Origin of the sequence: Pantoea eucrina (assembly GCF_020079945.1) — a bacterium.
GTDB lineage: Bacteria > Pseudomonadota > Gammaproteobacteria > Enterobacterales > Enterobacteriaceae > Pantoea > Pantoea eucrina.
In genome coordinates this window covers 478022-504068 of sequence record NZ_CP083448.1, presented here as the reverse complement: position 1 = coordinate 504068, position 26047 = coordinate 478022, and the positions used below count along the sequence as shown (strand labels likewise).

The window sequence follows — 26047 nt, the reverse complement described above, 5'->3', positions numbered from 1 at the left end:
TTAAACTCCTAACTTCCACGACAGCGTACGCAGCAAATCAGCAAACACGCCCGCTGCGGTAACATCATTCCCTGCACCATACCCGCGCAGTACCAGCGGAATCGGCTGATAGTAGCGGCTATAGAACGCCAGCGCATTTTCACCGTTTTTCACTTTGCACAGCGGATCGTTGCCATCTACCGCCTCAATTTTAACGCTGCAGTGACCATCTTCTGCAATCGCTCCGACAAAACGCAATACTTTGCCTTCATCGCGCGCCTGAGCGACGCGTGCTGCAAAGGCATTATCCAGCTCCGGCAGACGCGCCATAAACTGATCCGCATCCGTCAGTTCAGTCAGGCTGGCAGGCAGAAGCGGCTCGATGGTGATATCGCTCAGCTCCAGCTGGTGCCCTGCTTCGCGCGCCAGAATCAGCAGCTTGCGCGCCACATCCATTCCTGACAGGTCGTCACGCGGATCGGGTTCAGTAAAGCCCATCCCGCGCGCCAGCGTAGTTGCCTGAGAGAGCGACATCCCCTCATCCAGCTTGCCGAAGATAAAAGAGAGCGAGCCAGAGAGAATGCCGGAAAACTTAATCAGTTCATCGCCCGCGTTCAGCAGATTCTGCAAGTTTTCAATTACTGGCAGACCGGCACCGACGTTGGTGTCATAAAGAAACTTGCGGCGCGACTTTGCAGCGGCAGCCCGCATCTGCTGGTAGTAGTTCCACGAGGAGGTGTTCGCCTTTTTATTCGGCGTCACGACATGGAAACCTTCGGCAAGGAAGTCTGCATACTGGTCGGCCACCGCCTGGCTGGAGGTACAGTCGACGATCACCGGATTGAGCAGGTGATACTCTTTTACCAGCCGAATCAGACGTCCGAGGTTAAACGGCTCGCGCGCCTCACTCAGCGCCCCTTTCCAGTCTTTAAGGTCGATGCCGTGGACGTTGGTCAGCAGCGCGCGCGAATTTGCGATTCCGCAGACGCGCAGATCGATATGTTTGCCTTTCAGCCAGGCCTGCTGGCGATGCAGCTGATCCAGCAGCGCACCGCCGACGCCGCCGACGCCGACCACGAACACTTCAATCACCTGATCGGTAGCAAACAGCATCTGATGCACAACGCGCACGCCGGTAGTCACATCGTCATTGCTTACCACGACAGAGATTGAGCGTTCGGAAGAGCCCTGGGCGATCGCCACGATATTAATATTGGCGCGTGCCAGTGCCGAAAAGAATTTTGCGGAGATGCCGCGCAGCGTACGCATGCCATCGCCTACCACCGAAATCACCGCCAGCTGCTCCAGCACATCCAGCGGATCGAGCAGGCCCTCTTTCAGCTCAAGATGAAACTCCTCTTCCAGCACGCGCCGCGCGCGCGCCTGCTCGCTCTGGGGTACGCAGAAGCTGATACTGTATTCGGAGGAGGATTGGGTTATCAGCACTACGGAGATGCCGGTGCGGGACATCGCAGCAAACACGCGCGCGGCCATGCCCACCATGCCTTTCATTCCGGGGCCGGAGACGTTGAACATCGCCATGTTGTTTAGGTGGGTGATGCCTTTGACCGGATTTTCGTCATCGCTGCCCTCGCCGCCAATCAGCGTACCGGGCGCCTGCGGATTAGCGGTGTTTTTAATCAGGCAGGGGATCTGAAACTGTGCGATCGGCGCAATGGTACGCGGGTGCAGAACTTTGGCGCCAAAGTAGGAGAGCTCCATCGCCTCCTGATAGGACATCGACTTCAGCAGGCGTGCATCGGGCACCTGACGCGGATCGCAGGTATAGACGCCATCGACATCGGTCCAGATTTCGCAGCAGTCAGCGCGCAGGCAGGCGGCCAGTACGGCAGCAGAGTAGTCGGAACCGTTGCGCCCCAGTACGACCAGCTCGCCTTTTTCGTTACCGGCGGTGAAGCCAGCCATCAGGATCATATGATCGGCCGGGATCTGACTGGCGGCAATGCGCCGGCTGGATTCAGGGATATCCACTGTGGACTCCAGATAGTGTCCCACGGCCAGCAGCTTCTCAACCGGATCGATCACGGTCACCTGATAACCACGCGCCTGCAGCAGCGCCTCCATAATGGCAATCGACAGCTTTTCACCCCGGCAGATGATAGCAGCATTGACCGCGTCCGGGCACTGCCCCAGCAGGCTGATACCGTGCAGCACCTGCTTAAGCTGAGCAAACTCCAGCGCAACAAAGGTATTGATGCGCTCAGCGTCAAACCCCGGCTGGGCGGCCGCAAGCCCCTGCAGGAGATCGGCAAAAATGCGCTCGGCGTCGCTGATATTCGGCAGGGGATCCTGGCCGCTGATGGTTTTTTCAATCATCGCCACCAGGTGATTAGTAATTTTTGCGGGTGCAGAGAGCACGGTGGCAACCTGTCCCTGCTGCGCATTGCTTTCCAGAATGTCCGCTACGCGCAGAAAACGCTCTGCGTTTGCTACTGAGGTTCCGCCGAATTTCAGCACTCGCATGGTTAAAGCTCTCCTGAATTTTTGCCGAAAAAAAAGCCCGCACTGTTGAGGTGCGGGCTTCTTTTTTATTTTTTCCTGTATGCGTCAGCCCGCACCGTTACCTGTGGTAATGGTGGTGGTAATAATTGTTGTGGTGTTCAGGCTGTCGTTACGCATTAAGATTTTTCTGTCTGTCTTTGTCTTGTCCGTCTGCCTTCCAGAAGTAAAGCAAAGCGCACGTTAAGTCAACGAATTTGTCTTTTGCCGCTGAACCTGCAGCCGGGCAGTGCTGCGCTGGATCGGGTGAATGGTGTTGCGATCGTTCAGCCCCGAGGCGAGATGCCCGATCAGCAACTATCTGTTCAGGATTTTGCCGAGTAATGCTCTGCCAGCTTTTTTTCCACATCGTGCAGCAGCCGGTGCAGCATTGCGCTGTCGCGCTGCTCCAGCAGACCGATGCGTTGATCGATCCAGTCCACCATCTTGGTGTCATCGCTCACCTCAAGCGTCGTGAGCAGCTGCTGAAAACGCTGACGCAGCGCCTGCAGCTGCAGCGCATTGGCCGTTTCTGCCGGGGTGACGGTGACCTGATTAAGCGAGGCGAGCTGATAGCAGTAGACCATTACCGCCTGTCCCAGATTGAGTGAGGGATAATCCGCCGCCATAGGAATACCGGTCAGCAGATCGACCTGGTCCAGCTCCTCGTTCGTCAGCCCGCTATCTTCGCGACCAAATACCAGCGCAATGCGCGGCAGCCACTGTCGCTTTTCCTGCAGAATAGTTTCTACCTGCACAGGCGTGGCATAGTAGCGAAACTTCGCCCGGCTGCGCGCCGTGGTGGCGACAGAAAAATCGACATCGGCCAGCGCGTCACTGAGCGTGGCGTATGTCTGAACACGATCGAGGATTTCACCGGCACCGTGCGCAACGCGCCGCGCCGCCGGGTCCTGCCACGCATCGCTGGCGACAATGCGCAGCTCAGTAAAGCCCATGGTTTTCATCGCGCGGGCAGCGGCACCAATATTTTCCGGACGGGCGGGTGAAACTAAAATCAGGGGAAAAGACATAATTTTTCCAGTAGCAAATTAACACTCTGCGCTATGGTGGCATGCAGCGAAAAAAATACCAATTGTTATGCAGTGATAAAGCCGAATGTTAATAATGTTAAACTGCCGGAATAAATTGTGCTGATAACATTTATCGTAATCAGGCAGATATTATGCGCTTATAAAACATAAATCCTGTTAATTCATAATACTACGCCAGCTATTTATGCAGTTTGCATAGGTTTAAAACCGCGGGCTAAATGTAGCGAAAATGCTGCTTTTTGTGAGCTAAGCTGGCAATACAGGAGAAGTTTTTCATAAAAGTGTTAACGTGCTACACTTGCTTTTGATATAAGTCAACGAAGCGTTGTTTTTATGCTTATCGGTTGTTGCTGGTGCTGTTAGGTTGCTGTTAATGCGGTTAGGATAAACGCTATTCCGATCCCAACGGGGCGCACAGATATTCATTCTGACCGGCTGAGCTGACACTGAAGTTGACCTGATGGATGGTATATTCCGAAGATTATTTCGTACTCCGGCTGCGCACACGCCCTTATTCTGTCGCGGCAACGGCAGTACGCCCTGTTTTCGATTTGTTGGCAAATTTTAGGTAGCAAAACATGCAGACCCCGCACATTCTTATCGTTGAAGACGAACTGGTCACGCGTAACACGCTAAAAAGTATTTTTGAGGCGGAAGGTTACGTGGTCTATGAAGCCACTGACGGTGCTGAAATGCATCAGGTTTTAACAGACAATGACGTAAACCTGGTGATTATGGATATCAACCTCCCAGGGAAAAATGGATTGCTGCTGGCGCGCGAGCTGCGTGAACAGGCAAACGTTGCGCTGATGTTTCTGACCGGTCGCGATAATGAAGTGGATAAGATCCTCGGCCTGGAAATTGGTGCTGATGACTACATCACCAAACCTTTTAATCCGCGTGAGCTGACCATTCGCGCGCGTAATCTGCTGTCGCGCACCATGAACCTGGCGATGCCGGGTGAAGAGCGCCGTCAGGTAGAGAGCTACCGCTTTAACGGCTGGGAGCTGGATATCAACAGCCGTTCCCTGATCAGTCCAAACGGTGAGCAGTATAAGCTACCGCGCAGCGAGTTCCGCGCGATGCTGCACTTCTGCGAAAATCCGGGCAAAATCCAGACGCGCGCCGATCTGCTTAAGAAGATGACCGGTCGCGAGCTTAAGCCGCATGACCGTACCGTGGACGTCACGATTCGCCGTATTCGTAAACATTTCGAGTCAACGCCCGATACGCCGGAAATCATCGCCACCATCCATGGTGAAGGCTATCGCTTCTGCGGTGAGCTGCAGGATTAAGTTAAACAATAAAAAAACGCCCGTTCGGGCGTTTTTTTTGGCTGCTTTAGTGCCACGGCATAATGGGCACTGCGCTTAGCGCGTTTTTCGGCGATCCATCCACAACCTTATCTGAGTAGCTCAGATAGACCAGCGCATTGCGTTTCTGATCGAAAAAGCGCACCACCTGCAGCTTCTTAAACACCAGCGATGTCCGCTTGCGAAACACGACTTCTCCCTGCGCCTTGCCTTGTGCGATTTTCTCGCTAAGCTCTACAGGCCCTACCTGCTGGCAGGAGATAGCCGCATCCGATGTATCTTCAGCCAGCCCCAGGCCCCCTTTGATACCGCCGGTTTTAGCCCGGCTGATATAGCAGGTGACATTTTTCACGTCCGGATCGTCGAACGCCTCGACCACGATCTTATGATCGGGGCCGAAAATTTTGAATACGGTGTCAACAGAGCCGATCTCCTCCGCCAGCGCGACGGGAGTGAGCATAAAAGTTGCCAGCGTGACTATAAGAGCGCGATTTATTGTCATTGGGTTACCATTGCAAAGGAAAGAGATGTGGCGATAATGTACCGTCACCAGATCAAAGTACCAAACCTGAACGGGTTATCACCCGCATTGATATAGCACAGTTGATCAACACACAAGCGCCGCGCGTTTGTGCATTTAGTGCTATTATTCGACGACTTCATCGTTGCGCCACCAGAGAGTTATGAGGATGTTTTATGGACCAAGCCGGTATCATTCGCGATTTGCTTGTCTGGCTGGAGAGCCATCTGGATCAGCCGCTTTCACTTGATAACGTTGCACTGAAAGCGGGTTACTCCAAATGGCACCTGCAACGGATGTTTAAAGAGGTCACCGGACACGCCATCGGGGCCTATATCCGTGCGCGTCGGCTCTCCAAAGCCGCCGTGGCGCTGCGTCTGACCAGCCGCCCTATCCTCGATATCGCTCTGCAGTATCGCTTCGATTCACAGCAGACATTCACGCGCGCGTTTAAGAAACAGTTTAATCAGACGCCCGCCTGGTATCGCCGCTCGTCCGAGTGGAACTCTTACGGTATCCGCCCGCCCATTCGTCTGGATAACCAGCCCGTGCCGGAAGCACAATTTGTCACGCTGCCGGAGACGATTCTGGTGGGCCAGACGCAGAGTTATACCTGCGCGCTGGAGCAGATCTCCCGCTACCGTGATGAGATGCGCGTGCATTTCTGGAAACAGTTCCTGCTGGAAACCGATACCGTGCCGCCGGTGCTTTATGGTCTGCATCAGGTGCGCGCCAGCCATGAGAAAGATGATGAGCAGGAGATCCTCTATACCACTGCCGTGCCGGCCGATCAGCAGGCGCTGAATATGCAGTCAAACCAGCGCGTGACGCTGGAAGCGGGCGACTACGTGCAGTTCAGCTATGAGGGTCCGCGCGTCGCGCTGCAGGAGTTTATCCTGATGCTCTACGGCACCTGCATGCCGCTGCTGGGGCTGATCCGTCGTCAGGGGCAGGATATTGAGCGATTCTATACCCACGGCGGCAAAAAGCGCAGCGAACCGCCTGCCGATATTCGCTGCGAATACCTGATCCCGATCCGCCCGCAGCCCGTTAATTAATCGCCAAAGAACCTCGTCGGGCGCATTAACCCGGACGCCATTAATGGCGCCCCTACATTTTCCGTAGGGGGCGCATTAATGCGCCCCTGGCCGCGGTAAAAAACGTCATCACGTTCCGTACGCCCATTAATTCGGGCGCCATTAATGACGTCATCACGTCCCGCGCGCGCATTAACCCGGGCGCCATTAATGACGTCATCACGTTCCGCACGCGCATTAATCCGGGCGCCATTAATGACGTCATCACGTTCCGCGCGCGCATTAACCTGGGCGTCATTAACGACGCCCCTACATTTCCCGTAGGGGGCGCATTAATGCGCCCCTGGCAGCTCATCCAGTGCCGGGGCATCCAGATGCGAGACGTCGCCGGCGGTCTCTACAATCCAGCCAGACGCCAGCCAGGCACTCTGCTGATGATCCACGCGTGAAATCGAGCAGTTACGCAGGCGCAGGCGTCGTTCCGCATGCGCCGGTAAACCCAGAATGGTGCTCACCAGGGCACCCAGCGCCATACCGTGGCTGACCAGCAATGGCCGGCTGCCGGCTGGCAGATCGAGGCAGGCGTTCAGCGCATCATGCATGCGCGCCGCCAGCTCGCTCATCGACTCGCCGCCGGGAATGCGCCCCGCTTCGGTGCCATCCACCAGCGCCTTGCGCCAGCGCTCCTCTTCCGCCGTCAGGCCATCAAGCGGACGCTGCTCCAGACAGCCCATATTCAGCTCGCGCAAACGTGCATCCAGCGTAACCGGGCAGCCGCAGGCGTCAGCGATAATCTCTGCCGTACGCCGGGTGCGGCCTAAATCGCTGGCAATGACGTGCGTAATGCCCAGCGTTTTCACCCGCTCACCGACCTGACGCGCCTGCTGTTCACCTTTATCCGTCAGAGCACTGTCGGACTGCCCCTGAATGCGTCGGGCCGCATTCCAAACCGTTTCACCGTGACGAACAAGATAGACCTGTAACATGCGTAATTTCCGTTATACTGCGACAAATTTGCCTTGAGGGTTCAATCAATTATGTACCATGTTGTCGCAGCCACCACCAATCCGGCAAAAATTCATGCGGTTGCGCTGGCGTTCAGCGACGTATTCGGTGAGGGATCCTGCCATATTCGCGGGGTAGCGGTCGAGAGCGGCGTGGCGGCGCAGCCGCTTAGCGATACAGAAACGCGCAGCGGCGCACGTCAGCGCGTGATTAATGCCCGTGCGGCCGCGCCGGAGGCGGATTTCTGGGTGGCTATTGAAGCGGGCATCGAAGGCGACTGCGCGTTTGCATGGATGGTAGTGGAAAATGCACAGCAGCGCGGTGAATCACGCTCTGCCAGCTTTACGCTGCCGCCGGTTGTGCTGGCAGGATTAGCAGCCGGGCGCGAGCTGGGCGATGAGATGGCGCGCCTGACCGGGGTCGACAATATCAAACACAAGGGCGGCGCGATCGGCGCTTTTACGCAGGGCCTGCTGACCCGCTCCAGCGTCTATCATCAGGCGCTGATCCTCGCACTCTGCCCGTTTACTCATCCGCTTTATCAGCAGTAATCAGCCGCGATTCCAGCCAGCGTCTGAGTTCGGGTGGCGCCTCTTTCAGGCTGTTAGAGCCGCGCGTTATCGTCGCAATGCCCACGCCCAGCTCGTTTTTCAGTTCGCGCTGGCTGATATCGCCGTTGATTAACGCTTCGATAATGCGCAGCCGCGTGCCGAACGATTCACGTTCATCGGGCGTCATCATCAGCTGCAGCATCGGCAGCGCCACGTTATCGGCAAACGCATGCTGCATCAGGTCGATAAAACGCAGCCAGTGATCGTCAGCGGGCTGCTCAGAAAGGGATGAAGGCATAGTGGCTTCCGTACTCATTAACGAGTACGGAAGCATAGCACACTCAGTAACGCTGATTCCACTCGCTGTCGCTGAGAATCTTGTCAGGTTTCCCCATGAAGTAACGATAGTAGGCGTCATACGCCAGCACGTTCTTCACGTAGCCCCGCGTTTCAGAGAACGGAATCGTTTCAATAAAGGCCACGGCGTCCAGTTTGCCTCCGCTGTTATTACGCCAGCTGCGCACCCGCCCCGGCCCGGCGTTATAAGCGGCGGAGGAGAAAATGCGGTTCTGCCCGAACTGCTGATAGACATACTCCAGATACTGCGTGCCAATCTGGATATTGGTTTGCGGATCAAGCAGCTGGCTGCTGTTTACATAGCCGGGAATATTGTACATTTTCACGGTATGCGCGGCCGTGGCTGGCATCACCTGCATCAATCCGCTGGCCCCGACCGGGGAGCGCGCTTTCGGGTTCCAGGCGCTCTCCTGGCGCGAGATGGCCATGGCGTAGCTCGGATCGATCGCCTTATCACCGGTGTATTGCTGATACAGATTGCGCCACGCCAGCGGGAAACGCTCTTTCAGGCTATCCCACATTTTTGCGCTAATCGTGGCCTGCACGCTCAGATCCCACCAGTCCTGCTGGTTCGCGTAGTGCGCCAGCATCTGCTGCTGCGTGCGGGTTTTACTGACGATCAGGTTTGCCCACTCGCTGCGCGCCAGGTTATCCATGCCCCAGTACATCAGCTCGCGTACGCGCGCCATCTCCGGTCCCTGCACGATGCTGTTGTCCGCGGCCGGCGCGTCATCAATCTTCAGCGGATAGTCGGTGCCAAGGCGCTGCGCCGCCACCATCGGATAGAAGCCGCGCTGCTGCATCAGCTTACGCAGAATCTCATCGGCTTCATCTTTGCGCCCCTGCGCTATCAGCAAATCCGCCTGCCAGTACTGCCACTCATCTTTTTCTTTCGCTTCCGGCGGCAGGCGCGCAATCCAGGTGTTGAGGCCACGGCGATCGCTTTCGCTCAGCGCAAGGCGCACGCGACGTTCGATAAGCGCGGTGGATTCACTGTTCATCACCACGGCATCGCGCCAGCGCGCCTGCTCTGAGGTCAGGTCAGCCCCCATCATGCGCCATACCACCGCCTCTTTCAGATCCTGCTCTTCTGCCTGACTCATCTTCTGCGCGTTAACCAGCTGCGGGATCATCATGCGCGCGTTATCCATATCTTCGCGCGCCACGCGCGCAAAGGCGTAGCTGGTGGCCATACGGGTAAAGTCGGTCGGCCCCAGAGTGGCGGCAAACGTCGTTACGGTCTGCGGATTCTGCTGCAGGGCCAGCAGTGCGCTGGCGGTGGTCTGGTAATCCGCCGGCAGCATTTTTGCCAGATAGTTTACCAGGCTGTCGTTACCCGCTTTCATCGCCAGGCGGATACGCTCCAGAATGGTGATCGGCGAGAGCTGGCCTGATGCCTGCCAGACTGAGAAGAGCCGGTCGCAGTCAGCGGGCAGTGCCGAGCCGCGCAGCCAGATACTTTTCGCACCGGTAAACGCCGTCTGCTGCTGGCCGGTGGCCCATTTAGCGTAGTACCAGTTGCAGCGCGCCTGCACCGGCTTCGGCTCATCCGGACTGAAGCTTAAAATCCCCTGCCAGTCCTGCCGGTGCGCCAGCACGTTCACAAATCGCGTCTGCAGCGATTTGGCTGGCGGCAGCGTCGGATACTGCTGAATAAAGTTTTTGATCGCCAGCCCCGCTTCCTGATCGAGATCCTGCGCCAGCAGGCGATACTGCAGATAGGGATAGAGCGGATAATCCTGCAGCGTCGGCATCAGCTGCTCAACCTGGTCCATCTGTTTGTTATCCCAGGCCTGCTTGATCTGCGCATAGCGCTGTCGTTGCTGATCCAGCGAGTCGGCCCATACGCTGCCTGCCGTGCTGACCAGACACATCCCTATCATCCAGTTACGCCACTTCTCCACTCCGCTCTCCTCTCTGCTTCGGTCCAGCGTATGCCGGACTCCCTTCATGCTAACCAGGGCTTTCGTCTCTCGCCACGTTCTTAACAAAATTTACCTGACGAACAGGCTCCTGCCCCCTGACCCGCCTGTGCACCTGCAACGCAGTTTACGCCACGGCGCCTTTAAGGCTACTATTGACCACCCGCTGCTGACGCCGCCGCAACCGCCTGAAACCTGTCAGGATTGTCGCGCTCAGAGGCTCAATGGCAAACCGCATCCGCTGCTCTGCGGCAGAACACCACTTTTACCGAGATGCTTATGGAAACCCGGCGCGACGAACGACTCAATAAGCTGGCCCAGGCCCTGAAACGCACCGATAAGCTGCATCTGAAAGAGGCGGCGCAGCTGCTGGGCGTCTCTGAAATGACCATCCGCCGCGATCTCAGCGAATCGGCCTCGCAGGTGGTGCTGCTCGGCGGCTATGTGGTCAGCGATCCGAAAAACCATGCCGGGCACTACTTTGTTTCCGATCAGCACGGGCACAACGCCGCGCGTAAACGGCGTCTGGCGCAGGCCGCCGCCGCGCTGATTCGTGAAAATGATACGGTGTTTTTTGACTGCGGAACCACGCTGCCCTACGTCATCGACGCGATTCCGGACACCCTCGCCTTCACGGCAGTCTGCTGCGCGATGAACACCTTTCTGGCACTGAAAGAGAAGCCCGCCTGCAGCGTGATCCTCAGCGGCGGCGAGTTTCACGCTGACAACGCGCTGTTTACGCCAGTCGGCAATCACTCCATTCTTGATGATCTCTGCCCGGCGCTGGCGTTTATCTCAGCAGCGGGAGTGGATCTGCAGCAGGGCGCAACCTGTTACAACCTGAATGAGCTGGCGATGAAGCACCACGCCATGCTGCGCGCGCGTGAACGGGTACTGGTGGCAGACAGCAGCAAATATGGCAAGGTGCTGCCCGCCCGTATCAGCGCGCTGCACCGTTTCGAGCGGCTGGTCAGTGACAGCACCCCTGACGCCGCGCTCAGTGCGTGGCTGGCAGAGCAGGCGATTACGCTGCATCTGCCCTGATCGCCGTCAGCGCGTACAATTACGCAGCAGTGCGCCTGACATCACGCCTGTCACGCAAGTTTCACCGCGGCGCGGCTGTGATTAGCCCGTGAAAACCGCTAAACTTCACCATCTGACGTTCCACTATTTACAGACCAAGAGGCTCATCACAACGTGGCTCAATTCGTCTATAGCATGCATCGCGTCGGCAAAGTGGTACCGCCGAAGCGTCACATTCTGAAGAATATCTCTCTCAGCTTCTTCCCGGGCGCCAAAATCGGCGTACTCGGTCTGAACGGCGCGGGTAAATCGACCCTGCTGCGCATCATGGCCGGTATCGATAAAGATATCGAAGGGGAAGCGCGCCCGCAGCCGGGCATTAAAGTGGGTTATCTGCCGCAGGAGCCGCAGCTCAATCCGGAACACACCGTGCGTGAATCCGTTGAAGAAGCGGTGGCGGAAGTCGCTGGCGCTCTGAAACGTCTTGATGAAGTCTACGCGCTGTACGCCGATCCCGATGCGGACTTCGACAAGCTGGCCGCCGAACAGGGCCGTCTGGAAGAGGTGATTCAGGCGCACGATGGCCACAATCTGGAAACCCAGCTCAACCGCGCCGCTGACGCGATGCGTCTGCCGGAGTGGGATGCCAAAATCGGCAACCTGTCGGGTGGTGAGCGCCGTCGCGTCGCGCTGTGCCGCCTGCTGCTGGAAAAGCCGGACATGCTGCTGCTTGATGAACCGACCAACCACCTGGACGCGGAATCTGTCGCCTGGCTGGAACGCTTCCTGCACGACTTCGAAGGCACCGTGGTCGCGATTACCCACGACCGTTACTTCCTCGATAACGTTGCGGGCTGGATCCTGGAGCTGGACCGCGGTGAAGGTATCCCGTGGGAAGGCAACTACTCCTCCTGGCTGGAGCAGAAAGATCAGCGTCTGGCGCAGGAAGCGTCGCAGGAAGCTGCACGCCGCAAATCCATTGAAAAAGAGCTGGAGTGGGTGCGTCAGGGTGCGAAAGGCCGTCAGTCTAAGGGCAAGGCGCGTCTGGCTCGCTTTGAAGAGCTGAACAACAGCGACTATCAGAAGCGTAATGAAACCAACGAACTCTTTATTCCGCCAGGCGCACGCCTCGGCGATAAAGTGCTGGAAGTGAAAAACCTCAGCAAATCGTATGGCGATCGCGTCCTGATTGACGATCTGTCGTTCTCGCTGCCAAAAGGGGCAATTGTCGGGATTATCGGGCCGAACGGCGCGGGTAAATCGACGCTGTTCCGCATGATGTCTGGTCAGGAGCAGCCCGATTCCGGCAGCATCGATCTGGGCGAAACCGTGAAGCTGGCGTCGGTCGATCAGTTCCGCGATGCGATGGATAACTCTAAAACGGTATGGGAAGAGGTCTCTGGCGGCCAGGATATTATGCGTATCGGTACCACCGAGATGCCAAGCCGTGCCTACGTCGGACGCTTTAACTTCAAAGGCACCGATCAGGGTAAACGCGTAGGCGAACTCTCCGGTGGTGAGCGCGGACGTCTGCACCTGGCGAAACTGCTTCAGGTAGGCGGCAACCTGCTGCTGCTGGATGAACCAACCAACGACCTCGACATCGAAACCCTGCGCGCGCTGGAGAATGCCCTGCTGGAGTTCCCGGGCTGCGCGATGGTGATCTCGCATGACCGCTGGTTCCTCGACCGTATTGCCACCCATATCATCGATTATCAGGATGAGGGCAAGGTTGAGTTCTTTGAAGGTAACTTTACCGAATACGAAGAGTATAAGAAACGCACTCTCGGCGCAGATGCGCTGGAGCCGAAGCGTATCAAATACAAGCGTATGGCGAAGTAACCTGCTGATAAAAAAGGCGCCTTCGGGCGCCTTTTTTTATTGTGCTCAGGCGTTAATTGCCCAGCCGCTCTTTGACCAGCTCCACACAGCGCAGGAAGCGCGCATCGTAGTTGTCCTCCTGCACGTGTACAAACTCAACGTTATTTTCCCGCAGCATGGTCACCAGAATAGACTGAAACTCGCGCCGGTCTACCGAGCTGCCGAGGCTGCGGAGGCCATCTGCCACCCAGGGCACGTTGTTCTCCAGCAGGATCACCAGGTCAAAGCGGTACTCATCGATCAGCGCCTGCACAAAAGGATGTTCGCGTCCTTCATACTTCAGGCAGAACGCCTGAGTGGTAATAAAGTCGGTATCGATAAAGGCGACTTTATTCGCGTACTTGACGGCAAAATCGATGTATTGCGCCTGACCGAGCGCGATTTTATCGTAGTCAGAATACTGCAGCGCCATCTCGTCGCCGCCGAGGTGAGAGAAGACGTAGTCGCGGCCATACTCCCAGGCGCTGGTGGTATTAAAGATATTCGCCAGCTTGTTGACCAGCGTGGATTTGCCGCTCGACTCGCCACCCAGCACCGCGACGGTGCGCACAAAGAAAGGCTTCACTTCGGTCGGAATATATTCCCAGTAGCGAAACGGATCCTGACGGATCTGGCTGCCGCTGATGCTCATAAACGATCGATGCGGATCGATCACCCGCGCCGGGATCCCCAGATATTGCTGATACATCGGCGCATCCGGTTCTTCGCTGGTATAAACGCAGTCGGGCATAATCCCCTGCTCTGCCAGAAACGCGCTGACGCCTGCGCTCCAGAGATCCCAGCCGTGCGGATAGGGTTCGATTCCCTCTTCGTTGAATGAGTGAATACGAATGTTTTTCTGGTATTTGAATGTCTGCAGCAGCCAGCGCAGACGATCGCTGATGGTGGGCTGCTGCGACATGGCGCTGTTCTCAAACAGTGCGCGATCGCGCGGCTCGTCGTGGCCCATAATAATATGCAGCTCATCCACCTGACTGCAGGCGCGCTGGATCAGGTAGATATGGCCGGTGTGCAGCGGATAGAACTTGCCAAATACCACGCCCACGGTTTTCTCACGCCGCGGAAACTCCAGCCCGAGAAAGTGATGCAGCGCCGCCAGTTTCTGCGCACCAGGGCTTTTTATTTTCGCGTTAAGCAGCTGACTCAGGTAGCCTTTGGTCATTCCGCTGGCGTCAGCCACCTGCTGCAGCGTATGGCCCTGCTGCCGAATCGCGGTCTTCAGATAGTCAAATGATGACACTCAGTGCCTCCTGCGGACAATAAACGGCGGTGCGGCCTTTAAGGCGGGGCGCATTAATGCGCCCCCTGCATATCGCGGCGGCGGCATTTATGCCGCCCTGGCGAAATTACAGCTCATCCAGAATGGCCAGCGCATCTGCCAGCTTCTTCGCGCTGTAAACCTTCATGCCATCAATGGTTTTCTTCGGCGCGTTGCCGGCCGGCACGATGGCGCGCTTAAAGCCGTGCTTGGCTGCTTCAGAGATACGCTCCTGGCCACTCGGTACCGGCCGGATCTCACCTGCCAGCCCGACTTCACCAAAGATCACCACATCCTGCGGCAGAGGGCGATCGCGCAGGCTGGAGACCATCGCCAGCAGCAGCGCCAGATCGGCACTGGTTTCCGTGACTTTTACGCCGCCTACCACGTTAACAAACACATCCTGATCCGCCATTTGCAGGCCGCCATGACGATGCAGTACCGCCAGTAAAATCGCCAGACGGTTCTGCTCCAGCCCTACCGCTACGCGGCGCGGATTGCCCATCATCGAGTGATCCACCAGCGCCTGGATCTCAACCAGCAGCGGCCGGGTACCTTCCCACACCACCATCACCGAACTGCCTGAAGTGATCTCATCGCCGCGCGACAGGAAAATAGCTGAAGGGTTGCTGACCTCACGCATTCCCTGCTCCGTCATGGCGAATACGCCCAGCTCATTCACCGCACCAAAACGGTTTTTATGGCTGCGCAGCGTGCGAAAGCGCGAGTCGGCATCGCCATCCAGCAGCACCGAGCAGTCGATACAGTGCTCCAGCACTTTCGGACCTGCCAGCGAGCCATCTTTGGTGACGTGGCCGACCATGATAATCGCCACGCCGCGCGTCTTGGCAAAACGCGTCAGATAGGCGGCGGTCTCCCGCACCTGCGCCACGCTGCCGGGAGAAGACTGAATATCCGCCATGTGCATCACCTGGATGGAGTCGATAACCATCAGCTTCGGCTCTTCCTGCTCGGCAATCAGGCAGATCTGCTCAATACTGGTTTCCGACAGCATATTCAGGTTGTCCGTGGGCAGTCCCAGCCGGTGCGCGCGCATCGCCACCTGCTGCAGCGACTCCTCGCCGGTGACATAGAGCGTCTTCATGCTCTCCGCCAGCTTGCACATAACCTGCAGCAGCAGCGTCGATTTACCGGCACCGGGGCTGCCGCCAATCAGGATAGCGCTGCCCGGTACCACGCCGCCGCCCAGGACGCGGTCAAACTCTTTAAAGGTGGTGGTGAAGCGCGGCAGCGCCTCAAGGCTAATCTCCGAGAGCTTCTGCACCCGGCTGCTGCCGGCGTTACCTGCATAGCCGCTCAGGCGCTCATTGCGCGCAGCGGCAGGCGAGGCAGCAATACGCACCTCGGTGATGGTGTTCCAGGCGTGGCAGGCGCTGCATTGCCCCTGCCAGCGCGGATAGTCTGCGCCGCATTCGTTACACACGAAGGCGCGTTTTGCCGCTTTGGCCAAATCAGTTCCTCAGTTAACGCTCTTCATGAATCAGGCTGCCGGTCAGGATGCAGAACACCCCCATCAGGTCAGCGTGACGGATAGTGACTTCCGTCTGCTCATTCACTTTAGGTTTAGCATGATAGGCAATACCCAGTGCTGCACGCTTAATCATCGGCAGATCGTTGGCGCCATCGCCGACCGCTACCGTCTGCTGCGGCGCGATATCAAAACGCTGTGCCAGCTGATGCAGGGTATCCGCTTTATATTGCGCATCGACAATCTGTCCGATCACCTCGCCGGTGAGTTTACCGTCGCGCATCTCCAGCTCATTGGCGACGGCCGCCGCGAGATGCAGGGTCTGACGCAGATGGTCCGCATAAAAGGTAAAACCGCCAGACGCAATCGCAACCTGCCAGCCGAGCGCCTGCAGCTTATGCACCAGCGTGGTCAGGCCCGGCATCAGCGGCAGAGTGTCGCGCACCTGTTTAAGGATAGCGGCATCGGCGCCAGCCAGCTGCGCTACGCGCTCACGCAGGCTGGCTTTGAAGTCGAGTTCACCGCGCATCGCCCGTTCGGTGACCTCAGCCACCTGCTCACCGCAGCCCGCCAGTCTGGCGATCTCATCAATGCATTCGATCTGGATCGCCGTGGAGTCCATATCCATCACCAGCAGCCCCGGCGTTTTCAGATGCGGGATTTTGCCCAGCGGCGCCACGTCAAACCCGGCGTCATGTGCCAGCCGGGTGGCACGCGGCGTCAGCGAACCTGCCAGCCGGATCACCTGATATTCGTCAACGTTCCATGCGCTGACAATCACCATGGCGGCCCCCAGCTGATGCTGATAATCGGTCAGCTGCTGTTTATCGAGTCCGCGCCCATACAGCAGCCAGCCCGTGCGGCCGGCACGGTAGTCCAGCGGCATAACTTCATCACCGCTCAGGGAGAGGGGTAAACCCGGCCAGAGTGAGACATCGGCGGGCAGATCGCACCAGGTAAGACGATTTGGCATTACAGCTCCTGTAGGGACAACAAAACCACGCAAGAGGCTACCTTGTCTGCGCGGGTTCTGGCAACATAATTGCCAGCCTTTCTGCTGCTATGTCACATGGGTTTCTGATGGTTAAAACTGCACTGAAATTTCGCCTGCATCGCACGGTGATTGTTCTTATCTCTCTGGCGTTGCTGGTGGTGCTGATGCAGGGCGCCTCATGGTTCAGCCTGGGTCATCAGATGGCGCGTTCTGAACAGGTTGAAGAGCTGGCCCATACCCTTACCCGCCAGGTGGCGTTCAGCCTGAAGCCCCTGATGGATAACAGCGATGATAACCGCACGCAGATTGCCGCCATTCTCGATCAGATGACGGATAACAGCCGCATCCTTGATGCCTCCGTCTATGCTGACGATGGCAGCCTGGTGGCACACAGCGGTGAAACCATTAACGTACGCGACCGTCTGGCGCTGGATGGCAAACGTGCCGGCAGCTACTTCAATCATCAGATTGTGCAGCCGCTGGAAGGCAAAGAGGGGCCACAGGGTTTCCTGCGCGTGACGCTGGACACGCACGTTCTGGTTACCGAATCACGTCAGGTAGATAACACCACCAATATTCTGCGCCTGATGATGCTGCTGGCGCTGGCGATTGGCATCATTCTGACCCGTACTCTGCTGCGCGATCGCCGCACCCGCTGGCAGCAGTCGCCCTTCCTGCTTACCGCCAGCCGCGCGGTGAAAGAAGATAAAGAGGAAGAGCCGGCAGAAACACCCGACGCGCAGGAAAAGACGCGCTAAGCGCCAGCCTGAGCCGCGGGCTATTCAGAAAGATACAAAAAAACCAGGCCGCTGCTTCTGCCTGGTTTTCGGTTTTTAACGGCGCGCTTTAAGCGGTAAGAATAGCCTGAAGCTGAGCGAGGTTTTTCACCTGAAAATCAGGGGTAATATCCGCAGGCAACGGGCGCGTGCCGTGATCGATCCAGCAGGTTTTAAGACCCGCATTCATTCCCCCGAGAATATCAGACTCGGGCGTATCGCCAACCATCAGTACGCGCTGTGGTGCCGGATTGCCGAGCAGCTCCAGCGTATGGGCAAAGATTTTTGCGTCCGGCTTGGGAACACCAACCTGCTCTGAAATCACCAGCGCATCGAACATATCGTGAAAGCCCGTGCGCTCCAGCCGCGCCTGCTGCAGGGCCGTAAAGCCGTTGGTGACGATCGCCATTTTGACGCGGCCTTTAAGGCTCTGCAGCAGTTCAGGCGCGCCTTCCAGCGGCAGGCAGATCTCCGCCATCGCATTAAGGAAATCGCTGTTCAGGATATCCGGCTCTACGCTGAGCTTCTCTCCCCAGAGCGTAAAGCGCTGCGTCTGCAGCTGTGCGGCGGTGATGGTGCCGTTCTGGTAATCCACCCATAAAGGCTTATTGATCGCCTGATAATCGGCGTAATCGCGATCGCTGAACTGCACGTCGTAGCGGGTAAACATGCGCTGCAGTCCGGCAAAGGCATCGAAATGAAACAGTGTTTCGTCAGCATCAAACAGGATGCAGTCCCAGTCGTTTAACATGGTGCTCCTTAATCAGCGGTCAAAGTGTCAGCGCCATAATGATGGCGTCTTCCCGTCCGCCTGCGGTGGGGTAGTAATTGGGGCGCACGCTGACCTGGTGAAAATCGAGCTGCTCATACAGGGCAATCGCCGCGCGATTTGAGGCGCGCACCTCCAGCCAGAGGGTCAGCACATCGCGCTGCTCCAGTTCGCCGATCAGCGTCTGCAATAGCTGACGCGCATAGCCGCGGCGCTGAAAGTCGGGATCAACGGCGATGTTAAACAGCGACGCCTCATCCAGCACAACCTGCGTAATGGCAAAGCCGGCAAGGCGTCCGTCACTGTGCAGCCCGAAGTTGAGAAAGCGTTCCCCCTGATTGCTGGCGAAGGTCTGTTCACTCCAGGGAAAAGCGTGCGCCCGGCGTTCAATGGCGAGCTGCTGCGGCCGATCGTCAGCCGTGATGAGCGAGATAGTGGTCATGGTTACACATCTGTTGCCACAGCGCGCGCCTGGCTGCGCCGCTGCTAATCAGTTCATTAAGGACGGCGCTGGTGAATACCACACCGTTAAAGGTGTGCCCGCTCTCCACGCCCAGCAGCCAGCCGGGACAGGCTACCTGCTCTGGCAGCATCGGCAGCTGCTCCGGCGTCAGCGTCATCACCTGTGCGGGCAGAATATCCAGCGCCCGCAGCACGTCCCGTATCAGAGGCTCATCCAGTGCCGGCGGGTGTTCCGCTACCAGCAGCAGGCGCGTATCGGGTGCCAGCCTGACGGCGATCTCCCCTTGCAGCACGCGCGGACGCCGCAGCTGATACTGCGTAATCCCCATCTGCTGCAGAAGCCAGTCGCGTCTTGTACTCATGCTGTTTTCCGCTATGCCGTAAGTAATGCGCGCTATGCTAGCAAACCCGTCGAACATGCGCCAACAAAGCACTATAATCCCCGCTCTGATTTAACAGGAGCGTTCCATGTCTGCTTTTACCCCGGCCAGTGAAGTTATTCTGCGCCACAGTGATGAATTTACCACCCGCCACGTGCTGCTTGCGGGTGATCTGCAGGATGACCTGCCCGCCCAGCTGGAAACCGCGCTCAGCCGCGTTCATACCCAGCAGTATCATCACTGGCAGAACCTGAGCCATCGGCTGGGCGATCGCGCCGTATACAGCCTCGTGGCCAGCGCGGCCGATGTGACAGACTGCACCACTCTGATTTACTTCTGGCCCAAAAATAAGCCGGAAGCGCAGTTCCAGCTGCAAAATCTGCTCGCGTTACTCCCTGTCGGCAGCGATATCTTTGTCGTGGGCGAAAACCGCAGCGGCGTACGCAGCGCCGAAGGCATGCTGGAGCAGTGGGTGACGCTGGAGAAAATTGACAGCGCGCGTCGTTGCGGCCTCTATCATGGCCAGCTGACGCAGCAGCCTGAGTTTGACGCCAGCCGGTTCGGCAATACTTACCAGCTGGATGAGATGACCATCCATACGCTGCCGGGCGTATTCAGCCGCGATGGTCTGGATATTGGCAGCGATCTGCTGCTGTCGACCCTGACGCCGCACACCAAAGGAAAAGTGCTGGATCTCGGATGCGGCAGCGGTGTCTTAGCCACCGCGCTGGCACAGCACTCTCCGAAGGTGCGGCTGTGGCTGTGTGATGTGCACGCTGCTGCCATTGAAGCGAGCAAAGCCACGCTGGCGGCAAACGGGCTGGAAGGCGAGGTGTTTGCCAGCAACGTCTTTAGCGACGTTACCGGACGTTTCGATCTGATCATCTCTAATCCGCCGTTCCATGACGGCATGCAGACCAGCCTTGATGCGGCCAACAGCCTTATCCGCGGCGCGGTGAAGCATCTGAACAGCGGCGGCGAACTGCGTATTGTGGCGAATGCTTTCCTGCCTTATCCGCAGATACTGGATGAAACCTTCGGCAGCCACGAAGTGCTGGCGCAGACCGGCCGCTTTAAGGTTTACCGTGCGGTTTATGGTCGTGGCGCGCGCGGACGCTAAGCGCCTGATGCGGCGATAAAGCGTTGCTTTTTCCAGCAGTCGGTTTATCGCCGTAAAATATCTGTTGACGCATTGCGTAAAACCTCTAGAATGCGCCTCCGTGGTTAGCAATACTGTAAAGTGTTGCCGGTATGCGAAGGTGGCGGAATTGGTAGACGCGCTAGCTTCAGGTGTTAGTGTCCTAACGGACGTGAGGGTTCAAGTCCCTCTCTTCGCACCAATAATCACAGAGTTTATATCGCGTGCACTGCGCGAAGGTGGCGGAATTGGTAGACGCGCTAGCTTCAGGTGTTAGTGTTCTTACGGACGTGAGGGTTCAAGTCCCTCTCTTCGCACCATGCGGTGATATAAACAGACAACACGATGCGAAGGTGGCGGAATTGGTAGACGCGCTAGCTTCAGGTGTTAGTGTTCTTACGGACGTGAGGGTTCAAGTCCCTCTCTTCGCACCACTGTTGTCACCTCTCTCCCGGCAGTTAATTCCCTGAATGTTACTCTCCTGCTTATCACGCGCTGCGTGATGTTGCTGTTTCTGCACGTTGCTAACCCAGATGAAAATTCACTGACGCTGCCGTGATGCCGCCCGCCAGCGCGACACAGGATGGCAGCAATATATAGTGGCGCAGCCGCTGGTGAAACAGCATAACCAGCGTCAGCAGAAGCATAACAATCATGATCGCCCGCCACTGCGCATAGCCCGGTTCCCATAACGCAAACAGCGGCATAGCGGTACAGGGCAGCAGAATACCCCAGCCACTATTCAGGCGCTTACCCATTGTCCAGCTCACACCCCACAAGCCGCAGGCAGCCAGCATTGCTGCGATCATCATTACGCCCCTTAATGATAAGAATTACCATTATCATATGACAACCATTCTCATTCTGCAGCGAATTTTTCACCGCATGACAGAAATACTGGAAAATGCTAAATTGCCGCCGATAACACACCTGATAACAACATGAAACGTGCTGACTATCCGCATAGCAGAATTAACGCTGCCGGGTAGCGCTTTGATATTTCAGGGCTGTCACGGGTAATAATAATGAAATTAAACGCTTACGATGAACTGAAACAGAGCAAATATCGGCTTTCGCTGATGCTGTTTTTGTTTCTTAATATCGCCGTTTCACTTTTTTGCCTGCTGCCCTGCCTGAACGTTCAGATACCGATATTTACCCTACCCGCAGTGCTGGTCGCGGGTTTCAGCACCACGCTGCTGCTGCTTTGTCTGATAATGCCCGGCCTGCGCTTTCCCGTATTAACGCCGGTCGCGCTGCTGCTCGGGCTGCTGTGGGCGTGGCATATTAATCAGAAATATCATCCGATTTCAGCGTTTGATAGCAGCTATTTAATTATCAGCTTACTTAGCGTCTTTTTTATCAGCGCTATCGCACTGAGCGACTATTTAACGGCATTCTGCCTGCATATGCTGCCGCCGGTGCTGACCGTGCTGCTGCTGGATAACGGACAGCACCTGACCACTATTCTGTTTACTATTACGCTGCCACTGATTGGATTTTCCCTGCTGCATTTGATGCGCCGGCGTTTTGACCATTTTACCCGGCAGCTGATTGGCCAGCTGTATGAAGAGAAGCAGAGCTTCAGCGCGCTCAGCATGCTCGATCCGCTGACCGGCCTCTATAACCGGCGCGGGCTGCAGAACCGGCTGGAAACCATTCTCGAGAACCATGCCGGCAGCCACTTTATCCTGCTGCTGGATATCGATCACTTTAAAGCCTATAACGACAATTACGGACATGCGATGGGCGACCAGGCGCTGAAGCGCGTATCGGCCGCGATCCGTGACGCCGTCCGCTCACGCGATGTGGTCACCCGCTATGGTGGCGAAGAGTTTCTGGTACTGCTGACCAATGTCAACGCGTCAATCGCCATGAAGCTCGCCGAGCGCATCCGGCAGTCGGTGCTGGAACTGGAGATCCCCCATCGTTCTGATACCGCGGTATCGACTCACGTCACCGTCAGCGCCGGCATCGCGCCGATGGCTGCGCACGATTTTGAGCGGGCCGTCGCCAACGCTGACCGTGCGCTCTATGTCGCCAAAAACCGCGGGCGCAATACCATTCTGGCCTGGGAGGCGCTGCCGGCACGCCGGCAGGCGATTAGCGAGCCGCACTAAAGTGATAAATACAACGCTATAGCAATCTTATGCTGCTGCTATCTTGCTCACTCAATCAGGAACGATTATCATTTATTTTTCGTTTCCCGTTATCATTCAGGATTGGCATGGCTACGATTACGCGTCAGGCGCACCGCTTCAGTGAGCAGTCCCCGATCTTCATGCAGCGCGATCGCACGCTGGTACGCGCGCTGCAGGAGCTGATCCATGAGCAGTGCAGCGACCGTCAGGCGTATGTCAGACTGGGAGAAACCGCACCGGAAGGCGTTTTGACGCTGGCTGAATGGTCGGCACCGGAGCACTTTCAGTCTCTGACGCAGCGCTACGGTGACTATCTTTATCGCAGCCATCCTGATACGCCGCGGGAGGCGAAGCCGCTGCAGTCACTCTGGGCGCAGTGGTACTTCGGCCTGCTGGTGCCCACGCTGATGATGGCGCTGCTGCATGAGCCGCGTGCCCTCAACTGCTCACCTGAATATATCCGCGCTGAGTTTCACGAAAATGGCCATCCCGCCACCTTCTGGCTGGATGTGCAGGAGGATGAGCCCGCGCGATTTCTCTCTGCCCCGCAGCGTATGGCGCGCCTGATCCAGACCTGCCTGCAGCCCGCCGTGGAAGGCATGACGCAGCACGGCGACATCAATGCGCGCCTTATCTGGAACAACATGGGATACCTGATCTACTGGTTTCTGGGTGAACTCCGCGCGCAGCTGCCCGCCGCGCTGATCGACCAGCTGGAAGAGATGCTGTTTTTCACGCCGTCGCTGCCGGACGGCAGCGATAACCCGCTTTACCGCACCATGATTATGCGCCACGGGACAATGGAGCGGCGCAGCTGCTGTCAGCGCTATCGTATTCCTGACGTCGAGCGCTGCGGTAACTGTACACTGAAAGCGCAATAAGCACGCGCGCGCCGTAAATTCTCCTTTTCTCTCGTTTACACTTTTTTCGCCTTGTGGCAGCGTTCAGGTTCAGTTTTTACCGGAGAACACCATGAGCCTGGAGTCGGTACAGCAGTTCTTTGCTGAGCATGCGCCGGATATTGAAATTATTGAAACGCCTGAAAGCACGGCCACCGTGGCGCTGGCGGCACGCGTTCACGGCGTCTCACCGGGGCAGATTGCCAAAACGCTGTCGCTGAAAGTGAAAGAGCAGGTGGTGCTGATTGTTACCCGCGGCGACGCGCGTCTGGATAACCGCAAACTGAAAGCCGCCCTGGGCGCCAAAGCGCGCATGCTGAGCGTGGATGAGGTGGTGAACTGGACCGGCCATCCGGTCGGCGGCGTCTCTCCTTTTGGTCTGGAAAACCCGCTGACCGTGTACTGCGATATCTCCCTGCGCAGCTTTGATGAGGTGCTGCCTGCCGCGGGTTCAGTGCGCAGCGCGGTACGCATCTCACCGCAGAGAATGGCGGAGCTGACCCATGCCGCCTGGATCGACGTCTGTGAAGCGCTTTGAGGGCACGGATCTTATCGCGCCGTCGCTGTCACGTTTCAGAGCCGGGGCGGCAGACGGGTAAAAGCCTGTTCAAGCATATCCAGCAGCAGCGCATTATCAACGTGCTGAAGGACATGGACCAGTGCCCCGGTTTCTGGCGGGATCCCCACATCAAGTCGCAGCGGTGGACGGTAACGCCAGCTCTTGCCGCGCGTTGCACCGGGACGCAGCTCGATATCCACGTAATAATCGGCGCCTTCCGCCACGCGCTGGTTCAGCAGCCAGGCGACCACCAGCGCATCATGGATCCAGCAGCCTGGCAGCCGCCGGGTCCGCATTGAGTAGTCGATCCAGGGGCCCAGCGTCTCGCGGATAAACTGCGTCAGCGGATGCGATTGCGCCGTGATGCGCGCGAGATCGTCGCGGGTCAGCAGCGTCTGCGTGGTGGCGTCCATCGGCACCAGGGTGATGGTGGCACCGCTGTGCAGTACCTGATGCGCCGCCTCCGGATCGAGACCAAAATTGGTATCTTTGATGTAGTCATCAAGCGCAAAGACGCCGCCCATGATCACAATCTCCGCTACCGATTCAGCCATCTGTGGATAACGCTGCAGCGCCTGCGCCACGTTTGTCAGCGGCCCGATAGCGACCAGCGTAAACTCTCCCGGGTTATCGCAGATCAGCTGGCCCATCACGCCGGCAGCGTCATGGCCGTCCGCCGCCATCACCGCTGGCTGACGCACGCCCTGCCACAGCGCGGCCAGCGCCGGATCGGCCAGATTATCCAGACGCGCCCGCCAGGGCAGCGGATCTTCGCGCAGCGCCTGCAGCGCCCCCTGCACCACCGGAATATTCAGCCCGAGACGTTTCAGCAAATCTTTTGCCACGCGCGCGCCCGTCGCGCTGGGCGTGTTACCGGTGACCGTGGTAATCAGTTCCGGCGACAGCGCGGGTGATGCCAGCGCCAGCGCAATCGCCAGTCCGTCATCAGTATTTGCACCTGCGATGCCATTCCCCGGATCGCAATCAATAATCACTCTTTTCATAATGTTTTATCGTTATTGTATTTAAGGCTGCAGGCAGCCACAGGACTCGCCGGTTTCGATGTAGTGCGGCAGCTCGGCCATCACCCCCTCCTCCGGCTGGTTTTTCAGCATAGCAATAGCGCGCTGCGCCAGCTCAGACAGCGGCTGTCGCACCGTGGTCAGCGAAGGCACATGAAACACGGCCTGCGTGGTACCGTTGAAACAGACCAGCGCCACATCCTGCGGCACGCGGATCCCCTGCTCGGCAAACGCGCGAATACAGCCAATGGCCTGGCCTTCGTTACTGGCAAACAGCGCACGCGGTACGCGACCGCTGGCGATCATGCGCTGCGCCGCGTCGTAGCCGCCCTGCCGCGAGTAATCCGCCGGGAAAATCAGGCTTTCATCCACGGGCAGCCCCCGCTCCTGCATCGCATCACGCCAGCCCTGAATACGATCCCGGGCGTTAAACATCGCCGGCGGGCCGCTGATCATGCCCACCTGCTGATAACCGTGACTCAGCAGATGCCGGGTGACATCACAGGCCGCCAGCCGCTCGTTCATGCTCAGCACGCTGACGCCGGGGCGCGGGGTAATGCGATCCAGCATCAGCAGCGGCGTTCCGCTCGCCTGCACCACGTCAATATAGGGATGACGATCGACGCTGTTATAAAACAGTCCGTCGATCTGACGGTTAAGCATGCCCTGAATCAGCTCCAGCTCACGCTGACGATCGTCACCGGCATCACCCAGCAGCATGATATGGCCGTGGTTAAGCGACTCCTGCAGCAGGACATGCGCCATGGAAGCAACAAACGGGTTCGCAATGTTCGGCACAATCAGACCAAAAGTTTTGGTGGTGCCGGAGGCCAGCGCGCGCGCTACGGCGTTAGGCCGGTAGCCCGTCTGCTTAATGGCAGCCAGCACCCGCTGACGGGTCGCTTCCGCCACCGGGCGCGGCCCGTTGTTGATCACATAGCTGACCACGGCTACCGAGGTGCCTGCGACGCGGGCGACATCGGTACGGGTAACATTTCCGCCGGGAGATTTTGCCAAATTA

Annotated in this window: 26 protein-coding genes, 3 tRNA genes and 1 other annotated feature; of the genes, 13 read left to right on the top strand and 16 right to left on the bottom strand. The window is 57.6% G+C overall.

The features are described from left to right. From thrA to LAC65_RS02300, 3 genes are all read right to left on the bottom strand, one after another. Complete coding sequence (gene thrA / locus LAC65_RS02310; RefSeq protein ID WP_039382465.1) at nt 1–2463, bottom strand: bifunctional aspartate kinase/homoserine dehydrogenase I; 2463 nt, start codon at nt 2461–2463, stop codon at nt 1–3. A 26-nt stretch (nt 2464–2489) separates the two neighbouring features. Next, nucleotides 2490–2612 (bottom strand) — a sequence feature (Thr leader region). Continuing rightward, entirely contained in the window at nt 2548–2619 is a 72-nt protein-coding gene (thrL, locus tag LAC65_RS18250) for a thr operon leader peptide (protein WP_071669149.1), read from the bottom strand. Its footprint overlaps the feature before it by 65 nt. A gap of 185 nt (nt 2620–2804) precedes the next feature. After that, a complete protein-coding gene (locus tag LAC65_RS02300; RefSeq protein ID WP_039382463.1) occupies nt 2805–3509 on the bottom strand; it encodes a tRNA/rRNA methyltransferase in 705 nt (234 codons plus the stop codon). A 599-nt stretch (nt 3510–4108) separates the two neighbouring features. On the opposite strand from LAC65_RS02300, the gene arcA reads away from it, so the two are divergent. Beyond that, nucleotides 4109–4825, top strand: a complete 717-nt coding sequence (gene arcA / locus LAC65_RS02295; RefSeq protein ID WP_039382461.1) for a two-component system response regulator ArcA — start codon at nt 4109–4111, stop codon at nt 4823–4825. 46 nt (nt 4826–4871) lie between these two features. On the opposite strand, the gene creA is transcribed toward arcA, so the two are convergent. Further along, complete coding sequence (creA, locus tag LAC65_RS02290; protein ID WP_039382459.1) at nt 4872–5345, bottom strand: protein CreA; 474 nt, start codon at nt 5343–5345, stop codon at nt 4872–4874. A 194-nt stretch (nt 5346–5539) separates the two neighbouring features. On the opposite strand from creA, the gene robA reads away from it, so the two are divergent. Further along, nucleotides 5540–6421 (top strand): MDR efflux pump AcrAB transcriptional activator RobA, encoded by an 882-nt coding sequence (gene robA / locus LAC65_RS02285; RefSeq protein WP_039382458.1) that lies wholly within the window; start codon nt 5540–5542, stop codon nt 6419–6421. Between the two features lie 311 nt (nt 6422–6732). On the opposite strand, the gene gpmB is transcribed toward robA, so the two are convergent. After that, nucleotides 6733–7386 carry a 2,3-diphosphoglycerate-dependent phosphoglycerate mutase GpmB gene (gene gpmB / locus LAC65_RS02280; protein WP_039382453.1) on the bottom strand — a complete coding sequence of 218 codons (654 nt, stop codon included), beginning with the start codon at nt 7384–7386 and terminating at the stop codon, nt 6733–6735. A 51-nt stretch (nt 7387–7437) separates the two neighbouring features. Here gpmB and yjjX point away from each other — a divergent pair, with 51 nt between their 5' ends. After that, a complete protein-coding gene (yjjX, locus tag LAC65_RS02275) occupies nt 7438–7956 on the top strand; it encodes an inosine/xanthosine triphosphatase (protein WP_039382451.1) in 519 nt (172 codons plus the stop codon). Here the strand turns inward: yjjX and trpR are convergent. Both trpR and sltY read right to left on the bottom strand, forming a co-directional pair. After that, a complete protein-coding gene (gene trpR, locus LAC65_RS02270; RefSeq protein WP_039382449.1) occupies nt 7931–8254 on the bottom strand; it encodes a trp operon repressor in 324 nt (107 codons plus the stop codon). The genes yjjX and trpR overlap by 26 nt on opposite strands. Nucleotides 8255–8297: 43 nt before the next feature. Then, nucleotides 8298–10217 carry a murein transglycosylase gene (gene sltY, locus LAC65_RS02265; protein WP_039382447.1) on the bottom strand — a complete coding sequence of 640 codons (1920 nt, stop codon included), beginning with the start codon at nt 10215–10217 and terminating at the stop codon, nt 8298–8300. Nucleotides 10218–10514: 297 nt separating this feature from the next. Here sltY and deoR point away from each other — a divergent pair, with 297 nt between their 5' ends. Both deoR and ettA read left to right on the top strand, forming a co-directional pair. Further along, complete coding sequence (deoR, locus tag LAC65_RS02260; RefSeq protein ID WP_039382445.1) at nt 10515–11279, top strand: DNA-binding transcriptional repressor DeoR; 765 nt, start codon at nt 10515–10517, stop codon at nt 11277–11279. 153 nt (nt 11280–11432) lie between these two features. Then, the gene (ettA, locus tag LAC65_RS02255; RefSeq protein ID WP_071669101.1) at nt 11433–13100 is read left to right on the top strand and encodes an energy-dependent translational throttle protein EttA; all 1668 of its coding nucleotides are present in this window, start codon (nt 11433–11435) and stop codon (nt 13098–13100) included. Nucleotides 13101–13152: 52 nt separating this feature from the next. Here the strand turns inward: ettA and nadR are convergent, their stop codons facing one another. The 3 genes from nadR to serB form a co-directional block, all read right to left on the bottom strand. Beyond that, nucleotides 13153–14379 carry a multifunctional transcriptional regulator/nicotinamide-nucleotide adenylyltransferase/ribosylnicotinamide kinase NadR gene (gene nadR, locus LAC65_RS02250; RefSeq protein ID WP_039382440.1) on the bottom strand — a complete coding sequence of 409 codons (1227 nt, stop codon included), beginning with the start codon at nt 14377–14379 and terminating at the stop codon, nt 13153–13155. Nucleotides 14380–14485: 106 nt separating this feature from the next. Continuing rightward, nucleotides 14486–15868, bottom strand: coding sequence for a DNA repair protein RadA (gene radA, locus LAC65_RS02245; RefSeq protein ID WP_039382437.1), 1383 nt, complete (start codon nt 15866–15868; stop codon nt 14486–14488). Between the two features lie 13 nt (nt 15869–15881). Then, nucleotides 15882–16859 (bottom strand): phosphoserine phosphatase, encoded by a 978-nt coding sequence (gene serB, locus LAC65_RS02240; protein WP_039382434.1) that lies wholly within the window; start codon nt 16857–16859, stop codon nt 15882–15884. A 107-nt stretch (nt 16860–16966) separates the two neighbouring features. Here serB and LAC65_RS02235 point away from each other — a divergent pair, with 107 nt between their 5' ends. Continuing rightward, nucleotides 16967–17638 (top strand): YtjB family periplasmic protein, encoded by a 672-nt coding sequence (locus LAC65_RS02235; RefSeq protein ID WP_039385704.1) that lies wholly within the window; start codon nt 16967–16969, stop codon nt 17636–17638. 88 nt (nt 17639–17726) lie between these two features. Here the strand turns inward: LAC65_RS02235 and yjjG are convergent, their stop codons facing one another. The 3 genes from yjjG to LAC65_RS02220 are packed head-to-tail and all read right to left on the bottom strand — an operon-like array spanning nt 17727 to nt 19249. After that, complete coding sequence (gene yjjG, locus LAC65_RS02230) at nt 17727–18407, bottom strand: pyrimidine 5'-nucleotidase (protein WP_039382431.1); 681 nt, start codon at nt 18405–18407, stop codon at nt 17727–17729. 19 nt (nt 18408–18426) lie between these two features. After that, nucleotides 18427–18867 (bottom strand): ribosomal protein S18-alanine N-acetyltransferase, encoded by a 441-nt coding sequence (gene rimI / locus LAC65_RS02225; protein ID WP_039382428.1) that lies wholly within the window; start codon nt 18865–18867, stop codon nt 18427–18429. Beyond that, nucleotides 18839–19249 carry a DNA polymerase III subunit psi gene (locus tag LAC65_RS02220; protein WP_039382425.1) on the bottom strand — a complete coding sequence of 137 codons (411 nt, stop codon included), beginning with the start codon at nt 19247–19249 and terminating at the stop codon, nt 18839–18841. The genes rimI and LAC65_RS02220 overlap by 29 nt, the downstream gene beginning before the upstream one ends. Nucleotides 19250–19355: 106 nt before the next feature. On the opposite strand from LAC65_RS02220, the gene rsmC reads away from it, so the two are divergent. The 4 genes from rsmC to LAC65_RS02200 all read left to right on the top strand — a co-directional run bounded on the left by rsmC (nt 19356) and on the right by LAC65_RS02200 (nt 20839). Then, nucleotides 19356–20387 (top strand): 16S rRNA (guanine(1207)-N(2))-methyltransferase RsmC, encoded by a 1032-nt coding sequence (rsmC, locus tag LAC65_RS02215; protein WP_039382423.1) that lies wholly within the window; start codon nt 19356–19358, stop codon nt 20385–20387. 133 nt (nt 20388–20520) lie between these two features. Then, nucleotides 20521–20607, top strand: a tRNA-Leu gene (locus LAC65_RS02210). A 31-nt stretch (nt 20608–20638) separates the two neighbouring features. Beyond that, a tRNA-Leu gene (locus tag LAC65_RS02205) sits at nt 20639–20725 on the top strand. A gap of 27 nt (nt 20726–20752) precedes the next feature. After that, nucleotides 20753–20839 (top strand) — tRNA-Leu (locus LAC65_RS02200). Between the two features lie 90 nt (nt 20840–20929). On the opposite strand, the gene LAC65_RS02195 is transcribed toward LAC65_RS02200, so the two are convergent. Further along, nucleotides 20930–21214, bottom strand: a complete 285-nt coding sequence (locus LAC65_RS02195) for a DUF1435 domain-containing protein (RefSeq protein ID WP_039385702.1) — start codon at nt 21212–21214, stop codon at nt 20930–20932. A gap of 216 nt (nt 21215–21430) precedes the next feature. Between LAC65_RS02195 and LAC65_RS02190 the strand changes: the two genes are divergently transcribed. From LAC65_RS02190 to LAC65_RS02180, 3 genes are all read left to right on the top strand, one after another. Then, the gene (locus tag LAC65_RS02190) at nt 21431–22525 is read left to right on the top strand and encodes a GGDEF domain-containing protein (RefSeq protein ID WP_039382421.1); all 1095 of its coding nucleotides are present in this window, start codon (nt 21431–21433) and stop codon (nt 22523–22525) included. Nucleotides 22526–22632: 107 nt separating this feature from the next. Beyond that, nucleotides 22633–23427, top strand: coding sequence for a siderophore-iron reductase FhuF (gene fhuF, locus LAC65_RS02185; protein ID WP_039382419.1), 795 nt, complete (start codon nt 22633–22635; stop codon nt 23425–23427). 91 nt (nt 23428–23518) lie between these two features. Further along, nucleotides 23519–23983 (top strand): YbaK/EbsC family protein, encoded by a 465-nt coding sequence (locus tag LAC65_RS02180; RefSeq protein ID WP_039382417.1) that lies wholly within the window; start codon nt 23519–23521, stop codon nt 23981–23983. A 35-nt stretch (nt 23984–24018) separates the two neighbouring features. On the opposite strand, the gene LAC65_RS02175 is transcribed toward LAC65_RS02180, so the two are convergent. Together LAC65_RS02175 and LAC65_RS02170 are read right to left on the bottom strand one after the other, a co-directional pair. Then, on the bottom strand, nt 24019–25008 hold the full coding sequence (locus LAC65_RS02175) for a nucleoside hydrolase (RefSeq protein WP_039382415.1): 990 nt from the start codon (nt 25006–25008) through the stop codon (nt 24019–24021). A 21-nt stretch (nt 25009–25029) separates the two neighbouring features. Then, nucleotides 25030–26043 carry a LacI family DNA-binding transcriptional regulator gene (locus tag LAC65_RS02170; protein WP_039385699.1) on the bottom strand — a complete coding sequence of 338 codons (1014 nt, stop codon included), beginning with the start codon at nt 26041–26043 and terminating at the stop codon, nt 25030–25032. Nucleotides 26044–26047 lie beyond the last annotated feature (4 nt).

Bases quoted from the DNA above. Each gene is read 5' to 3' on its own strand.
- thrA (WP_039382465.1), bottom strand. From the start codon at position 2,463: ATGCGAGTGCTGAAATTCGGCGGAACCTCAGTAGCAAACGCAGAGCGT.
- LAC65_RS02300 (WP_039382463.1), bottom strand. From the start codon at position 3,509: ATGTCTTTTCCCCTGATTTTAGTTTCACCCGCCCGTCCGGAAAATATT.
- arcA (WP_039382461.1), top strand. From the start codon at position 4,109: ATGCAGACCCCGCACATTCTTATCGTTGAAGACGAACTGGTCACGCGT.
- creA (WP_039382459.1), bottom strand. From the start codon at position 5,345: ATGACAATAAATCGCGCTCTTATAGTCACGCTGGCAACTTTTATGCTC.
- robA (WP_039382458.1), top strand. From the start codon at position 5,540: ATGGACCAAGCCGGTATCATTCGCGATTTGCTTGTCTGGCTGGAGAGC.
- gpmB (WP_039382453.1), bottom strand. From the start codon at position 7,386: ATGTTACAGGTCTATCTTGTTCGTCACGGTGAAACGGTTTGGAATGCG.
- yjjX (WP_039382451.1), top strand. From the start codon at position 7,438: ATGTACCATGTTGTCGCAGCCACCACCAATCCGGCAAAAATTCATGCG.
- trpR (WP_039382449.1), bottom strand. From the start codon at position 8,254: ATGCCTTCATCCCTTTCTGAGCAGCCCGCTGACGATCACTGGCTGCGT.
- deoR (WP_039382445.1), top strand. From the start codon at position 10,515: ATGGAAACCCGGCGCGACGAACGACTCAATAAGCTGGCCCAGGCCCTG.
- serB (WP_039382434.1), bottom strand. From the start codon at position 16,859: ATGCCAAATCGTCTTACCTGGTGCGATCTGCCCGCCGATGTCTCACTC.
- LAC65_RS02235 (WP_039385704.1), top strand. From the start codon at position 16,967: ATGGTTAAAACTGCACTGAAATTTCGCCTGCATCGCACGGTGATTGTT.
- yjjG (WP_039382431.1), bottom strand. From the start codon at position 18,407: ATGTTAAACGACTGGGACTGCATCCTGTTTGATGCTGACGAAACACTG.
- rimI (WP_039382428.1), bottom strand. From the start codon at position 18,867: ATGACCACTATCTCGCTCATCACGGCTGACGATCGGCCGCAGCAGCTC.
- LAC65_RS02220 (WP_039382425.1), bottom strand. From the start codon at position 19,249: ATGAGTACAAGACGCGACTGGCTTCTGCAGCAGATGGGGATTACGCAG.
- rsmC (WP_039382423.1), top strand. From the start codon at position 19,356: ATGTCTGCTTTTACCCCGGCCAGTGAAGTTATTCTGCGCCACAGTGAT.
- LAC65_RS02195 (WP_039385702.1), bottom strand. From the start codon at position 21,214: ATGATCGCAGCAATGCTGGCTGCCTGCGGCTTGTGGGGTGTGAGCTGG.
- LAC65_RS02190 (WP_039382421.1), top strand. From the start codon at position 21,431: ATGAAATTAAACGCTTACGATGAACTGAAACAGAGCAAATATCGGCTT.
- fhuF (WP_039382419.1), top strand. From the start codon at position 22,633: ATGGCTACGATTACGCGTCAGGCGCACCGCTTCAGTGAGCAGTCCCCG.
- LAC65_RS02180 (WP_039382417.1), top strand. From the start codon at position 23,519: ATGAGCCTGGAGTCGGTACAGCAGTTCTTTGCTGAGCATGCGCCGGAT.
- LAC65_RS02175 (WP_039382415.1), bottom strand. From the start codon at position 25,008: ATGAAAAGAGTGATTATTGATTGCGATCCGGGGAATGGCATCGCAGGT.